The organism is Cupriavidus sp. BIS7 (assembly GCF_000292345.1).
Lineage (GTDB): Bacteria > Pseudomonadota > Gammaproteobacteria > Burkholderiales > Burkholderiaceae > Cupriavidus.
Genome location: NZ_ALOU01000061.1, coordinates 26,442 through 42,527 on the forward strand (window position 1 = coordinate 26,442; position 16,086 = coordinate 42,527).

At 58.7% G+C, this 16,086-nt stretch carries 13 protein-coding genes; all 13 read right to left on the reverse strand.

The features are described from left to right. Positions 1-30: 30 nt before the first annotated feature. Positions 31-1,407 carry a cytochrome P450 gene (locus tag B552_RS0120390; protein ID WP_019450909.1) on the reverse strand — a complete coding sequence of 459 codons (1,377 nt, stop codon included), beginning with the start codon at positions 1,405-1,407 and terminating at the stop codon, positions 31-33. Positions 1,408-1,423: 16 nt separating this feature from the next. Beyond that, entirely contained in the window at positions 1,424-2,605 is a 1,182-nt protein-coding gene (locus tag B552_RS0120395) for a hypothetical protein (RefSeq protein WP_019450910.1), read from the reverse strand. Next, positions 2,602-2,943 (reverse strand): hypothetical protein, encoded by a 342-nt coding sequence (locus tag B552_RS0120400; protein WP_019450911.1) that lies wholly within the window; start codon positions 2,941-2,943, stop codon positions 2,602-2,604. Before B552_RS0120400 ends, B552_RS0120395 begins: the two co-directional genes overlap by 4 nt. A gap of 39 nt (positions 2,944-2,982) precedes the next feature. Next, entirely contained in the window at positions 2,983-4,413 is a 1,431-nt protein-coding gene (locus B552_RS0120405) for a capsular biosynthesis protein (RefSeq protein ID WP_237718298.1), read from the reverse strand. A gap of 55 nt (positions 4,414-4,468) precedes the next feature. Beyond that, positions 4,469-6,511, reverse strand: a complete 2,043-nt coding sequence (locus B552_RS0120410) for a capsular polysaccharide biosynthesis protein (protein WP_019450913.1) — start codon at positions 6,509-6,511, stop codon at positions 4,469-4,471. After that, positions 6,495-7,457, reverse strand: a complete 963-nt coding sequence (locus tag B552_RS0120415) for a KpsF/GutQ family sugar-phosphate isomerase (protein ID WP_019450914.1) — start codon at positions 7,455-7,457, stop codon at positions 6,495-6,497. The genes B552_RS0120410 and B552_RS0120415 overlap by 17 nt, the downstream gene beginning before the upstream one ends. 100 nt (positions 7,458-7,557) lie before the next feature. Then, entirely contained in the window at positions 7,558-8,400 is an 843-nt protein-coding gene (gene kdsA, locus B552_RS0120420) for a 3-deoxy-8-phosphooctulonate synthase (protein WP_026035871.1), read from the reverse strand. 106 nt (positions 8,401-8,506) lie between these two features. Next, a complete protein-coding gene (locus B552_RS0120425) occupies positions 8,507-9,130 on the reverse strand; it encodes an acyltransferase (RefSeq protein ID WP_019450916.1) in 624 nt (207 codons plus the stop codon). After that, on the reverse strand, positions 9,127-11,355 hold the full coding sequence (locus tag B552_RS28585) for a glycosyltransferase (RefSeq protein ID WP_083860333.1): 2,229 nt from the start codon (positions 11,353-11,355) through the stop codon (positions 9,127-9,129). Before B552_RS28585 ends, B552_RS0120425 begins: the two co-directional genes overlap by 4 nt. A gap of 7 nt (positions 11,356-11,362) precedes the next feature. After that, the gene (locus B552_RS0120445; protein ID WP_019450919.1) at positions 11,363-13,102 is read right to left on the reverse strand and encodes an SLBB domain-containing protein; all 1,740 of its coding nucleotides are present in this window, start codon (positions 13,100-13,102) and stop codon (positions 11,363-11,365) included. A 1-nt stretch (position 13,103) separates the two neighbouring features. Then, the gene (locus B552_RS0120450; protein ID WP_026035873.1) at positions 13,104-14,231 is read right to left on the reverse strand and encodes a chain-length determining protein; all 1,128 of its coding nucleotides are present in this window, start codon (positions 14,229-14,231) and stop codon (positions 13,104-13,106) included. Then, the gene (locus tag B552_RS0120455; protein WP_019450921.1) at positions 14,228-14,890 is read right to left on the reverse strand and encodes an ABC transporter ATP-binding protein; all 663 of its coding nucleotides are present in this window, start codon (positions 14,888-14,890) and stop codon (positions 14,228-14,230) included. Before B552_RS0120455 ends, B552_RS0120450 begins: the two co-directional genes overlap by 4 nt. After that, positions 14,887-15,681, reverse strand: coding sequence for an ABC transporter permease (locus B552_RS0120460; protein WP_019450922.1), 795 nt, complete (start codon positions 15,679-15,681; stop codon positions 14,887-14,889). Before B552_RS0120460 ends, B552_RS0120455 begins: the two co-directional genes overlap by 4 nt. Positions 15,682-16,086 lie beyond the last annotated feature (405 nt).

Below are 16,086 nucleotides of genomic sequence, written 5' to 3' on the forward strand. Positions count from 1 at the left end.
TCAGCGCGGTGAACGACAGCGGGTAGAAGATCAGCACATCCTCGCCTGGCGGCGATACAGACGCACGCGCACCCCGTTGCCCGAGCGGACCGTGACTCGACCCACCACCTTGGGCACGTGCCCGTTGTCGGCTTCCACACGATAGCGACGCACAATGCTGGCCAGGATCAGCACGGCTTCCTGCGTCGCGAAGGCCGCGCCGATGCAAACACGTGGCCCCTTGCTGAATGGGAGATATGCGCATTTCGCCGAAGCCTTTCCAGCGTCGGTGTCGAAGCGTTCCGGCGCAAAGTCATCAGGCCGCTCCCACAGCGTTCGATGCCGATGGAGCAACCACGGCGAGATCATGATCGGCGATCCTTCCTTGACTTCCTTGTTGCGAATGCACTGCGACTGCGCGGCTTCGCGCACGAAGAAGCCGACCGGTGGATACAGGCGCAGTGTCTCCCGAAAGACATTCCCCAGCGTGGGCAGGTCCTTGATATCCCCTGCGACGAAATCGCGGTCGCCAACCACTGCCTCGATCTCCGCCACGATCTTGTCTTGCAGATGCGGGCATTGCGACAGCAGGTAGAGCGCCCACGTCAGCGCGCTGGCCGATGTCTCATGTCCGGCCAGGAACAGCGTGCACACCTGATCCACCAACTCCACGTACGAAAGACTGTCGCCTGTAACCGGGTCCACGGCATCCATCATGCCGGACAGAATGTCGTGATGAACCGCTTGCTGCCCACCCTCCCTTTCAGCCATCCGGCGCGCGATGATCCCGGAGAGAATCGCGCGAATCTTCCTGGCCGCGCGCCGGCTGCCTAGGGCCGACAGCACCGGCGGGAGCCGGTAGATCATCAGGATCATCGCCCGTTGGGCATGATGCTGAAAATCGAGGAAAGCGTCGTAGATCTCCTGCGCCGTGGACGCTTCGAGATTGTCGGACAGGATGGTACGAAAGATGATGTCGGCAGTGACGTAGCTCATCTCGCCATCGACTTCGTAGCTACGCCCGTCCGCCACGGCATCCAGCCGCTGCAGCATCGCCGTGGCTGAATCCGACATGAGCGAAAACACCAGCTTCAGGCGAGCCTGCGCGAACGCCGGTTCCACCAGTCGACGCTGGCGTTCCCACACCTCGCCGTTGGTCGTGAAGATGCTGGAACCGAGCAGCGGCTCCAGTGCGCGCCGCATCAGTTCGTGCTTGGGATACTGATGCGTGTCGCCAAGAATGCGGCGTACCCAGTCCGCATCGTTGACCATGAAGATGTCCATGCCGGGCTGCGATATCTTGCCCATCTTCATGGAATAACTGCGCTCGAACAGTACGTCGATCCACGAATTCCAGCCACGCAGGAAACGCAGGATGAACGAGCTCTTGCGGACATGTGGCTTGGGATACGGCGGCTGGAAACTCATGACGTCAGGTTCTGCTTCAAAATGGTTTGATACGGCTCGGCCCGGCCGTCATGCGGAAGTAGTCGTACTCGTTTGGCAATGCGCTGGCCATCAGGTACTGGAAATGCATGCGCTGCCGGTTAAGCTTCATTCGCGCATAGGTACGCTTGTCGAACATCTTGAACGGACGCACCACCTGCGCGGTCGGGCGGCCGCTGCCACGGATGCCGGAAACATCTAGCGGGTTCGCCTGCGAAAAGCAGAGCGAGTCGGCCCGCGCGTTCATGTCCAGCCACCGCATGGTTCGCTCGTCCGCAAGGCGACCCAGATCCCGATGGAACGATTTAGCCGACGGCATCAGGCTCAACAGTGGAATGCACTGGCCCAGCGTGACCAGCGTGACCCTGCTGCGCTGCTCGTCTGAAAGCAGTGCGGTCAGCCGTGCAGCGATGGAGACCGCGAGGATCGATCCCACACTATGGCCCACCAGCAAGACCTCGTCAGACGGCGATTCCTGGTGGTCCCGGCTGATCCACTCGGCCAGCGCTTCCACTCTCTCCATGACGTCCACGGGCTCTTTCACGCCCCATGCCTGCACGAAGCAGTAGGTGCGCAGCAGCCAGAACACCGCCAGCCGGTTGGCCAGAACTGTTCCGCCGGTGCTCAGCGCAGCACCAGCCGCGATGCCGCTGGCCAAAGCCCATTCCGATCCAAGCCCCGCTGCTCCAAGCAAGACGCCAAGGCCAGCGCCGAATGCGATCGCCAGCATTATCAGCAAGGCAAGATAGGCCATCGGGTACAGCGCACTGAAGAAGGGCCCGCGAAAGGTCTTCTTCAACCGGCCTAACGCACCACAGCGGACGTAATAAGCGTAGTCCCTCAACGCCGCAAGGATCAGAAGCGGCACACTGCCCTGCCAGTGTCGGCGCACCAGATCGTCCCAGTGCAGGAACTGGTAAGTTGTCTCGACGGCGTGTTCACCCCACTGGCTGTCCACGTTCCAGCCGCTGACCAATGGATTCAGCCGCGTCCGTTGGCCGACGGAGATCGACGCGCTCTCGTGGTGCGTCGCCTGCTTGACCGACTCCTCGCGGTACAAGCGGTGATAGTATCCAGCGCCGCGCGGATCGAAGCCGGCCACGTAGTACACCTTGCGGCGCGTAACGTCCTTGGAAGCCGACCCCGACGCGGCATCGCCTGCTCTATTTTTCTGGTTCATTGCGTTCGTTCGTGCAGCTTCTTCTTCAGCACCAGATCCACTACAGCCTGCTCGCGCTTGTTGGCGCGCCGGCAATGGTCCTTCTGAAATAGATCGGTCACCCGAATGATCGTGCGCGCCCACCACCTGTGCTGCTCGCGCCAGGCATGCGACGATATCGACTCCCACGCATAGCCGTTGAACAGCGTGGCATTAACGAACTGGTCCAGCGCGCGGACACCGGCGCGACCTCGCTCCGTCTTGCCGAAAAAGCCGATGTACACGATCAATAGATAGCCAAGGACCGCAAGCGGGACGATGAAGATCATCAGCAGGAATCCGGCGATACGTTCTCTCATATGACAGACCAGGAACTTCGGTAATGGGCTTGGCGTAGGCTATCCGACCACCAGTTCGGCAATGAAGCTCATCGTCGTTGCGATATCCCAAGGGCGGCCACTGTACGCATCCGCCAGGATGAACGTCGTCATGCAGAAGATGCGCGCCGGAATCGATACCGCCAGCGGCCAACGCTTGCTCTCGTACGCGGGAAGCAATGCATCGTCCGCATAGAACGACGCGTTGATCTGCGAGTTGCGCACCAGGTAATTGCGAAAGCGCGTGAAGACACTCATGTCCACGGCGCCGGGGTTGTTCCAGAAGGCACCAAGGGACCCCTGGAACGTCAGTCCTTGTTTGGCATAGAAGCAACGTCCCAGCGCAATGACGGGCACGCGGTGGAACAATGCCTGCAAGCCGCTCGTGGAGTTGACCGTCACCAGGCCAAGGCACCGATGCAGCAGCGATGGCAGATGGGCATCGTGGATATACACGACCCGTCCCACAACACCAAAGCGCGCGGCCGACGCGTCGACAACCGCCGCGTAGTTGGTATGCCCGCGATCCATCGGATGATGCTTGACCACCAACAGGCTGTCAGCGGGCGCGTCCACGGAGAACGAGTGGATAGTCCATTCGATGAACTCTTCCATCCGCCGCCATGGGCTGTGCACGCGAATCTGGCTGTCATTGTGGACCTGCAGGGCGACCATGAAGAAGTGAGGATGATCGCTGTTCAGTAGCCGCTGGCGAACATCTCGCTCCTGCCATCGGTACGAATACTTGCGGTACCACGCGCGCGTCCACAGCGTCAGCTCATGCAAACCGAACGGCTTGTGATGCCGGTAGTCCCGATAGCGTCGCGCACCCAGGATCCCGCCGACAAAGTACCAGAATGAGTACAGCGCCATATTGCGGAATGCATGTGTAAACCGTCGCGATTTGACGGGAGCCGTCGTAGCGGGCAAGTCCGCCATCGCAACAGCGGAGAGCGGCGAATCGGCATTAACGCCCCCCTCTTCCAACGTGATGAAGTCGGGACGGACGTAGCCCTCCTCGAACACCCAGAACGGCATGCCGATTGACTCCGCCACGCGTGCCGCGATGCGGTGCTGTCGGCGGCTGGAGCCAAATACCACGATGGCTTCGATACGCCGCTCCACCAGCAGCCGGCGCAGGCTGGCTTCCCATAGCACCATCGGCTCGGTGAAGCGCACAATGTCGCCACTGCGATAGAAGAGATCGTCGCCACCGTTGAAGTTCACCTTCACCACATGACTGCCACGGCCACACAGGTAATCGCGCAGACGTGCAAAGAACGGACCATTTGGCCCCTGCAACAGCAACACGCGACGATAGCTTGCCAACCTGTCGAACGGCGCGCCGCCGCTCGCGCGCTGACGCGCGGGGGCGGCACTTCCCCCTTGCAGCCGCGAAACGGCTGACTCTCTCCCGTAACCTAAGGACTCCCCATCCATTGACGAAATCATGCTCGCCTCGAAATCTTGTGGTAACTGATTTGCTCTGCTATTTGATGCTCGCCCTTCAATCGGGACTTGGACTTGCCGTGACCTTTGCGGCGGGCCCAGCCCATCGCCTCAGAAGCGGCTGCATGAACCGTCGCAGCAATTGCCCCCCGGCGCCAGGGCGTTCACGCTTCCACGCCAGCAGGTCCGCGATCACCTGTTCTGGCGATGCGAACCCCGCGCCCGCATCGCGCGACACATAGCGTGGATAGAGAATCAGCGCGCCTGCAACCAGTGCGTCCATAGTCAACGCGCGCTGCCGGCGCGGATTGGTGCAGCGATCGTCGGTCAAGCCCCAGCCCGCGTAGAACGGCATGCCATGCGTGGTAACCGGTTTGCCGCGCAACAGCGCCTCGAAGCCGGCCAGCGAAGTCAGGACATGCAGCTTGTCCACGGACTCGATCAACTGATGCATGGGATAGTCCGGCACCAGTTCATCGCACAGTACGCCAAGGCCCAACTCCGATTCGCGGCTGCCACGCAGACCTGCCATGACATCTGGATGGGGCTTGTAGACGATGTAGGCGTGCGGCGCTTCCCGGCGCACCGCCTCCAGCAACGCCCGGTTCGTCCGGATACCCGGTGCCCCATAGCGCAGCGAGGCGTCGCTTTCGACCTGCCCCACCACCAGGACGACCTCCCTCGAGTGCGCGGGCCTTTGCCACGCCCCCCCGCCGACGTTGTACTTGGTGATGCCGGCCCGAACGATGGATTTGCGCAGCCGTGCCGCACGGCCAAGCGTCACCGTATCAAACTGCGTCTCGGTCAACAGCCGTTCAAGCGTGGAAGGCTGGGTCGCGTCGTAGTAGATGCCGGCGTCATCGAAGACCCACGACACCGGGCGCACGAGTTGCGCACCGAGACCTACGGAACGCAGAAAGCCGTCTTCGACGGTGACCACAGACCACCCGGCATTCGCGCCAAGCAACTGCGCCCTACCCCAGCGCAGCACAGTGGCTTGTGCCGGTATCGTGCGTTCGCGACGATGAAACTGCACAGTATGGCCCTGCAGAAACTGCCGCAGGATAGGCCGCTTCCAGCGGGAGAATCCGATGGCATGCACGTGTGCAGGAAGCTGCTGCCGCGTGCGGCGCTGGAGCGCGAGATAATCGATGGCATCTTCAGCCTCGCATCGCTGGCCCGTGTGCGGCGATACGTATCGTGTATAACGCACGAGCGCGGCAAACGCCAGTTGCGCCAGGGAGACCGGGGTTCGGCGAGCCGGCGTCTGCAGGGCATCCCGCGTCAACCCCCATCCTGCATAGAACGGCATGCCGAACGTATGCACGGGCTTGCCGTGCAGCAATGCCTCGAATCCAACCTGCGAGGTCACCACGAATACAGCCGTCGCCTGCCGGAGCAGCGGGACGACATGGACGTCATCCTGCAGGCGCAGCGCATCCGGGTACTCGCCACGATCGAGCAACGCGCCGACATAACCCTGCTTGCGGCCCAGCTTGACCTCGGGGTGTTCCTTGACCACAACGCGGCAGCCCGGATACAGGCGACTCGCAGCGTCGAGCATCTGCCTGAAGCTGTCGGCATCGGCCATACCGTACTGCACGGACGCATCCTTGGCAGTCTGATCAACCACCAACACGTACGGGGCGTCGGGTAAGCGAACCGGGTCGGGCGCGTAGTTGTACTTCGACACCCCGGCTGCGCGCCATCGGTCCATCAATTGCATGGCGCGCGCGTCTTCCTCCACGGAAAGCGGCGCGGTAATCATTGCTTCAAGGCGGGACGGCGACGTTGCATCGTAGTAGATGCCCAGATCGTCGACCACGAGCGAACAGGTTGGCGATGACGCACCAGGATGCACAGACCGCAGGAAGCCATCCTCGAGGCAAAGCATGCGCTCGACGCCGCGGGTTCGCGCGAAGTCCCGCGCCTTGCGCGCAGTTGGTCGCCGCCCCCACGCGGCGACGCCTGTCAGCCCCTCGGCAGTACGGCGTGCGTACGAGACCCTGACTACGTTCTCGCCCAGCAGCACCTGCAGATGCCGGATGCCAAGTATCCCGCGGGAGAGGATACCGATGGCACCGTCACACGGCCGGCTCATCGGCCCCGAGATCATGGATCTGAAGAATTCCCACCACGCGGCCAGCGTTGTCCTTCACCACCAGTCCGCCAATGCGTGCGGCATGAATGCGTGCTTCCGCATCAGCAAAGCGCTCTTCGGGCGAAGCCACCTTCGGATCGGCGGACATGATGTCCCTGGCCTGGATCGACCGGTAGTCGCGATCGGAATCGAACGCCCGGCGAATATCGCCATCTGTGATGATGCCCAGCAGCGTTTCCCCCTGCATCACCAGCGCCATGCCCAGACGGCCACGGTTGACCGCGTGCACCACGTCGCGGAACGTAGCATCGGCAGCGCAGACAGGGAGGTTCTCCTTGTGCATGACGTCAGCCACGCGCGTCAGCAAACGACGCCCCAGACTGCCGCCCGGATGGAACCTGGCAAAATCCTCGGGCTGAAAGTTCCGCTTCACCGACAGCACCACGGCCAGGGCATCGCCCATGACCAGCGCCGCCGTGGTGGAACTGGTGGGCGCCAGATTGTTGTTGCAGGCCTCCTTTTCGACCGAGACGTCGAGCACGACGTTCGCGTGCTTGCCAAGCGTCGAATCAGGACGACCGGTCATGGCGATGACCGGATTCTGCTGGTACTCGAGGAACGGCAGGATACGGACCAGCTCCTCCGTTTCCCCGCTGTTCGAGATCATCAGCACCACGTCGATCGGCTTGATCATGCCAAGATCGCCATGGAACGCTTCACCCGGATGCACCGAAAACGCCGGTGTGCCAGTTGAAGCCATCGTCGCCGCGATCTTCTTGCCAATCAGACCGGACTTGCCCATACCCACCACGACAACGCGGCCACGCGCATTCAACACGATATCGACGGCCTTCTCAAACGCCGCGCCGATGCGACTGGACATGCGATCCAGCGCCTGAATCTCCGTGGCAACGACATTGCGTGCCAGCGAGATAACTCCTTCCATGACTTCCGCTCCTGCTCTTCTTTGTACTTTGTTCTGCTCGTTCAACGTTCGCCTGGCCCCTTCATGCCGACGTACCACCCCCTTCGTTGGAGGGCCTGCGTCAATCGATCACAAGCGGTGCGAACGACTTGACCAGATCGTCCACCGCCTTGACCTGCAAGAGGAACGGTTCCAGTTTGTCGAGCGGTAACGCGCTCGGCCCATCGCACCTGGCGTTGTCCGGGTCCGGATGCGCCTCAAGGAACAGACCGGCTAGCCCCACCGCCATGCCGGCACGCGCAAGGTCCACTACCTGCTGTCGCCGCCCACCCGATGCCGCACCGCCCGGATCACGCTGCTGCAGCGCATGCGTAACATCGAAAATGATCGGCAAGTCCTTCGTCACGCGCTTCATCACGCCAAAGCCGAGCATGTCGACCACGAGGTTGTCGTAGCCAAAGCAGGTGCCGCGATCGCACAGCATCAACTGGTCATTGCCAGCTTCCTTGAACTTCTCGACGATGTTCAAGACCTGCGCCGGACTGAGAAACTGCGGCTTTTTGATGTTGATCGGCTTGCCCGTCCTGGCCAGAGCAACCACAAGGTCGGTCTGGCGCGCGAGGAACGCCGGCAACTGGAGCACGTCGACAACCTCGGCCACTGGCTCCGCCTGCCACGGTTCGTGCACGTCGGTGATCACTGGCACCCCAAACGCTGCCTTGACCGCCTCGAAGATCTTCATGCCCTCTTCCAACCCAGGCCCGCGATAGGAGTGAATCGAAGACCGGTTGGCCTTGTCGAAACTGGCCTTGAAGACATACGGAATACCGAGCTTCTGCGTGACACGCACGTACTCCTCGCACGCCCGCATGGCGAGATCGTGGGATTCGAGGACGTTGATGCCACCGAAGAGGGTGAAGGGGGAGGTGTTAGCGACGGCCGAGCCCGTTGGGATACTCGCCACATCTTCTCTATATCTCTGCGTCATTTTCTCAAGGCACCAAAATGATTCACCATCACGTATGCGGGATACCTCATCCCGATTTCCGGATCCCATTCAAATCGATGATCTACCCCAATAATGGTCGAGCCCAAGTCACCCCGGTACGCAAAACCTTGGCAGGAACTCCACCAAGGATGACGCCGGGCTCTTCATAAATGCCCGTAACAACAGATCGAATAGAAACAATACTATCCTTAGCAATCTTCGCCCCCTTGAGTATTGTTGCGTGCGCACCAATCCAGACGTGGTCGGCAATATTGATGTCCTGCCCAAAATTGATGCGCTGCCCGGTTTCCGCCACCAATATCGCATGCGAATCTGTAGTTCTAACCTCAAGGCCCCAAGCGAGCATGCAATCGGCGCCGATTTTTACACTACACCCCTCACCGCAAATAAAATTGCAACCCCCTATAGATGTCCCTAACCCAATGGAAAGCCCATTACCATTGGTCAGTTTCATGACCACATTTGCCGTGACCCTGCATTCCGCAGCAATATCAATGAAATTTGAGTCGCTCAGGATGTTGAATCTACACCCCGACAGCACCGATCCGGCCGAGATCTTAATGAGATTACCCGCCCCCTTAACCACTATCTCAGAATTTATAAATCGAGCCGAATCGGCAATCTCGAATCTATTATCAGCACCTTCATCCTTGATGCTCAACCCACGCATTGATTCGAAGCTCATTGGACTGACATCCTATTTCCAATCGCCCGAAATAATCCAATCTTTGAATCCCTAAGATACATGACCGGATTATTCTTCAGTTTCTTCAATCTTTTTTTCCACAGTGGAGCCTTCGAGGCACCGGAGGCGACTCCAGGCAACTTTGTTTGGGAAATCGCTTTTGACGCACTAGCCTTGTTGTCTCCAACCACCGCCTTGTTTGCCGTCGTCGTGCCAAGGTTCAAGTCTCCGCTGTTTGTCCTATAGCGATCGAACAGTATCGATGATGATGCAACCTCAACGGAATCCCTCAATTGCCGCCTAACCTCAGCATGACCGGGAACTCGAAGGGTGTAGAAATCGATAGCAGTTGTCGCAGTCATCCAAGAACCATCGTGCCAACGAACCTTTCTCGTAGAGAATCTGCCGAATGAGTAGAACTCATTGACAAGATAGCTAACAAAACGAAGTGCCTTCTCCCTATCCGGTACGAATGACATCAATGCCGCGTTCACTTCCTCATGGGTTATGACACGTTTAGCAACCCCCTCGTGACCGTAGAACGCATCCCCACAATGCAGCACAGTCTTTCCAGCCATAATTCCCAGAAGCCCAACACCGGAATTCACAAAAATTGTGGCATTGCTTAATTCCACGAGATCCTTGGTATTAAAATCATCCGCATCAATGGCGCCTGGGATTGCAATTTTTTCTGCTTCCAATGGGTGCTGTTTTACCAGCAGAACCCAATCCGGCGGCATCGTATATGGAAGTCTCGCCAGCAAACGAAGAAATTCATCATAAGTGCCCAGAGGCCCCATGAAATTTTTAATCACAGTATCCGTTGGACGCTGCAAGAATGCGACCAGAATCTTCTTTCCCGTCGAAATCCTTAAACGCTTACGAATCGCTCCCAAACCGAGCCGATCTGGCTGAGCTTCCAGGCTCTCGTCGTTGCTTAGCGTATTCTTTATGTACTCAAGTGTCGCAACACGCCGCTCATGCGTCAGCGGGCGATTCCACCGTTTTTCATGGTAGCTTTCACTATCAGCATTAAATCCATTTTCGTCAAAAAATACAGAATCCGGAAGCGCCCCTCTTTCGACAACAATAAATGGAAAATTAGCCCGCTTTACACATGAATAGAGGGCTTGGATGCGCTCATTCGCATAGGGGTTATGAAAGACAACCCTATCAAATTCATACTCCGCCAAAAATCCCAGAATATTTTCGGGATCGAGATGATCCTCGTCAATATGCACGATCTCACCCAAGAATGGACGCGCCCAACGGTTCGTCACCCACGGATTATCCCGGAGGACTAGAGATTTTCCCGAGTTGAAAAGCGACAAGGAGTCTGGCTCGACACCATGATCGCGGAAGGCAGCTATTTTCCGCTCAAATAGCTTGCGGTTCTTCGCCTTTGCTGCCATATAATTGCTGGCCTCGTGAACCGGGTGCCACGCATGAAACATGACCATTCCTTTCTGGAATGTCATATCCCCGAATAGACGGTAAATACTTTTCCAGCCTTTATATTCAGTAATTGACTGGAAATTTCTATAATCCAACGCGAATTCCGCCGGTAACGCAAACTTTTTCCGCCGCCGAATAGCTCGACAGGCGAACTCAAGATCTTCATACCCCCATCCGTTAAAATCCTCATCATTTCCGCCACTCGCCAGATAATAGTGACGACACCATACCGTTACGGACGTACCCGTGGAAAATTTTTCAACCACAGATTTATCATCGTGCAGCAAGTGATGAATGAATTTTTGGCGTCTAGATTCGGGCTCTGTTTCGAAAAACTGTTCCGTTGCTTGCTCGGTCAAATAAATGACGCCAAACATCAGAAAATTGTCGCACGACTCACTCAGGCCTGAAACATCACATTCACGAATGACTTCGCTATAGAAACCAGGATAAGGCATGAGGTCCACATCCTGGAACATAAGGTACTCAGACAACCCAAACTGAGCAGCGGCATTGCGAGCTCGACCAATCGAGAATTGCAAATGCTCTGTATCAAGACGGTGGTACCTATAGCCAAGCTGATCACATCTTTCTTTAAGCCGGCTCGCGAATTCGGAAGGGGAACCGTCGTCAACCACGAGGAATTCCACTTCTTCGGGCAATTTCTCATCCATTTTTGGGAAAGATAGCCTCTGAAGAACGTCGCTCCGTTCGTCGGACCAGCGTACAGGAATAGCAACCGTGAGAATGGAATTCTTGGTATTGTCCATTTTTTACTTATAGCCCCAACACAACCTTCGCACTAATCGCGATCTGATAAAGAATCTGGAACACGTCCTTCGCGAACTGACGTGTCTTGAAATCGATCTTCGGCAAGACCATGATCTCGTCGCCCGGATAAACCGTGCCGTCCTTCTTCCCATCCGAGAAACTGCCGTCGCGGTGGGCGATGATGATTCGAGACGTATCGGCGTTCTGTGAGAAGCCGCCGGCCTGCTGGATCAGTTCGTCCAGTTCCATGCGCCTGTCGAACGCGATGGCATTCGGGAATAGGACTTCCCCGCTCACGAGCACCAGGCCGTCCTTGACCGGTACGCGCAGGACATCGCCGTTTTCGAGCAGCAGGTCGTCGCGCGCGGCGGATTTCGAGATCAGGGTCTGGCCGGAGGCCTCGATCTTCTTTGCGCGCTCCACCCACTGCAGCACCAATGCAGCCTCTTCCTTGCGTAACTGGGCTTCTTCGGCCGTGCCCGAGCGCGCGGTCAACACGCTCGATTCCAGGCTTTTCAGGGTGGTGGCCAGCAACGCCTGCTGACGATCCTTCACACTCAAACGGAACAGTTGAATGCTTGCGGTATCGGATTCCGGCGTGAACTGCACCTGTTTGAGCAGCTGCCCCATTCGGCTGCCATAGGGCAACACGAATTCTTGCGGACCGGCGTGCTCGCCCTCGACGCGTACGGTGATGGTGCCGGGGCGCTTGTCGGCGGTGAAGTCGATTTCGTCGCCGTCGTGCAGCGTGATCTGGTGACCTTCGGAGATCGGGAAGTACTCGACGTTCTTGACCGTCCCAGTATTGCGAACCACGCGGACGTTGGTGGCCGAAGGCAGCGGCCTGGCCAGCCGCACGAATTGGTCCAGGCGGGCGGTGTCGCCAAGGAATTCGAAGCGCTTGGCGTTCTCGGCCAGACCGCTCACCTTGACAGTCTTCTTGCGCGCCTGAACGAAGATCACATCACCGTTGTTGAGCTGCCTGGCGGTGAGATCTCCCTTGAGCAGGAAATCGTAGAGGTTCACGACATCCAGCGTCTGATTACCGCGCTTGATCGCCACGTCCAGGAACGATCCACGGTCCGGATCGATACCGCCCGCCTGATCGAGGTAGCGCAGCACGCTGTCGCTCGAAGTACCGTCATACATGCCGGGACGACGTACGGCGCCGGTCACATACACGCGCACCGGTTGCGCGGCCAACAGGCTCGCATAGATCGACACCTTGCTGGCGAATGCGCGACGCAATGCATTGCCGACAGCGGTCTGGAGATTGCCGTTGGTGGTGCCTTGAACATGAAAGGGACCAACCTCTGGCAGCAGGATATTGCCGCCGGCGTCCACCACCAGCACGGTGTCAAGGTTGTAGCCGTTCCACATGCGCAACTGAATGCGGTCCCCCACCGAGATCACATGACTCGGATTGAAGAGCGCGGAGCTATCCCGGCTGAATGCCCCCGTGAACAGTTGCGCGCCAAAGGCGTCGCTCGCCATGTTGGCCGTGTAGTCATTGTTCTGCGGTGCGGTGTCCGGCATCGGCGTATCGACGCGGGCGGGAAGGACCGGCGCCACGTTCGGCACAGCCGGATTGACGGGTGCCCCCGTCAACAACGTGCCTCCTTGCGCAGCCAGGGCTGCGTACTCCATTTGCCCAATGGCAGGAGAGCGCGACGAGGTTTGTGCGTGCACCGACACTACTGCAAAGCTGGCGGCAACCGCGCCAGCGGCGATGAATCTTCTGAGCATTTCAGTCTCGGTGGTCGCGGATGATGGCACTGAGCAGTTGCAGCACACCTGCCAGCATCGAGGTCGCCAGGACGAACACCACGATGTTGTAAATCCGGCGCGGCTGAAGCGGATACTCCGGTCGGGTCGGACTCTGCACCACGGCAACGTTCTTCAGTTTGCGGGTCGCTTCGATGCGCGCCTTTTCCAGGGCGCCGATGGCCGTCTTGTAGATGTCGAAGGCAAACTCGGCGGCGGCCTGCAGCCGATCGTGCTCCTCGACCACGCGGTTAAGGCCGCGCCCCTTGGCTGACACCATCCGGCCGTGCTGCTCGGCAATCTGCCGTTCAACGGCAGCAATCTGCGCATCCAGTTGCTGGATGGTCGGCGACTGCGCCGTATAGACTTCCTTGAGGGAATTGCGCTTGACGTTCAACTCGGCGAGCGTTGCCTCCGCGCTGGCCACCACGCTGGAGAGGCTTTCCACCTCCCCACGCGGGGAAACCATGCCATTGGCATTCTGGTAAGCCACCAGCGCCTGGCGGGCCGCCTTCAGGCGTTCACCCTGGGCGTGTACCTGTTTCTCGATATAGACCACCTGCTCGCTGGCGATGCGGTGGGTCATCTCGTTCATGAAGCGCTCGCCTTCGGAAACGAGTTCCTGGGCGATGTCGTGAGCCATGTCGGCGCTGAATCCCTCGACCCGAATCACGAGAACGCGCGCGAAGTCATCGTAATCGACGCTCACGCGTTTAAGGTAGTAATCATGAAAACGCTCAAGCGAAGCATCCTCGAACCAAAGCCTCGACAATGGATCGCGGTACCTGTCCGCGTAGTGCTTGCGCAGGCCCAGACGCGCGTCCAGCTTCTTGAGCATGTCCACGGAGAGCAGGTATTCGCGCAGCAGCAGCAGATCCTGTGGTGCGGAGGACGTACCGGTCAACAGCGACGTGAAATCGGCGGCGCTGGCGCCCACGCCATCGCTGCGTTCCACCACGACGCGCGCTTCCGACACGTAGCGGTCCGAAGCAATCACCCCCCAGTACACAACCGCCAACAGGCAGGCAACCAATGCCGCTTGCCAAATGCGGTTCAGGCGCGTGAAGCGGCCTACCTGGCCAATCGCGCCCGACGTAATCATCTTCATCATCCCGAAATACTTCCCCTGTACTCCCGCAGGGCCTCCTCGACCGAATCAAACCAATGCGCGCGGCCCTGATGCAACCAGACCGCCGATTGGCAGAAATTCTTCAATGTGGATTCGCTGTGCGAAACCATGACCAGGCCCGCTCGTCCGGCAAGGTCCTCAAACGCCTTCTGAGACTTGCGCTTGAACGCCGCATCGCCCACGGCAGTCAGTTCGTCGACCAGATAGGTATCGAAGTCGAATGCGAGAGACAGCGCAAATGCCAATCTCGATCGCATGCCCGACGAATAGGTCTTCACCGGGTCATCGAAGGCGTCATTGAGTTCAGAGAACTCGCGCACAAACTCAAGCTTCTCGTTCAGCCCTTCGCCAACTCCGTGAATGCGGCAAACGAACTTGGTGTTCTGCCGTCCGCTGAGCGAACCCTGGAATCCACCGCTCAATCCAAGCGGCCAGGAGACGCGGCAACGACGCACGATCCTTCCGCCGTTCGGCTGATCGATGCCGCCCACGAGACGCAACAGCGTGGATTTGCCCGCACCGTTGGCGCCTATCAACGCCACCCGGCTGTGCCGCGCAATGTTGAGCGACACACCTTTGAGCACCCACTTCGAACCATGCGCAGTGCGATAGCGCTTGTGAATGTCCGAGATCTCGATCATTGCGCCGTCAGCTTTGTCGCATAGCGCACGTGCAAGGCCAGCCCCAGGAACATCGCCAACAACGCACAAAAGCTCAGGTATCCCAGGCTGATCTGCGTTTCTCCGTGATAGGCGGCAAACCACCCGATGCGCATCGCTTCCACGCCATGCGTGATCGGATTGGCCAGCACCGTCGTGCGAAGGCCCCCTTGCGGCAGATTTGCCACCGAGTACATGACCGCGGAGAGGAAATAGAGCGGCGTGAAGAGCAATCGAGCGATCTTGCCCACTTCCGGCAGCAGTGTTTCGACCACAGACAGAACCAAGCCCAGGCCCAAGCCGAACGTCCAAAGCAGAACACCGGCCCCGATGACCAGCAGAGGATTGGACGGACGTATGTCGATGTCGAACAGGGCCAGCGCAGCCAGCAGAATGGCGCCGACGATTACGTATAGGAATGCCTCCACTGCAGCGCGAACCAGCACGGTGTCAACGGGCCGCACTTGCCGGTAGGAAAAGAGCGCCGCATTTGCCTGGATTGCATCCATGCCACGCTGCGCGATATTCCGGACCAGGAAGAAACTCCACACACCAACCAGCACGAACACCTCGATATTGGCACCCTGAACCACGTGGTGTCGCAGCACGCCGATCACCACCATCAGGAAAACGATGTGCGCCGCCGGTTCAAGCAGGATCCACAACCACGCCGAACGGCCCGCTGCCAGGCGACCGTTCGCCTCCCGCAGGAATAGCGCCTGCCAGACGGAGAATGCTACGGAAAAGTCGGTGCGGACCGATGCCCGGTTCATTGTTCGTTTTTAGGAGTTTTTGTGGGCACCGATGGTGCAGCTTCACTGATTGCGATACTTCGCCGCACGGGCGTTGCGACTCCGCTGGATCAGGTCGGCCCTGGACGCGAGCATTGCAGCCGGAAGCCACGAAGACTGGAGACGGAGAGCATCAGGCTTGAGAGCGTGAGCACAAGCGATCCGCCCACCATATAGGCCTGCAATTTTCCAATCGCTTTCTCTATCTGCACAACAATCCTGCCTAGGCTGGATTGTCCGAGCAGCACCTTCCCTATTCCCCTCAAGCCCCCTGAACGATCCGAGCCTTGAAGGCCATACCCGCTTCGACAGACCGCGATACTAGGTGCAAACCGATTTGTTTGCAACAATATTGATACAATAAATATAAATACTAGATACGAGACA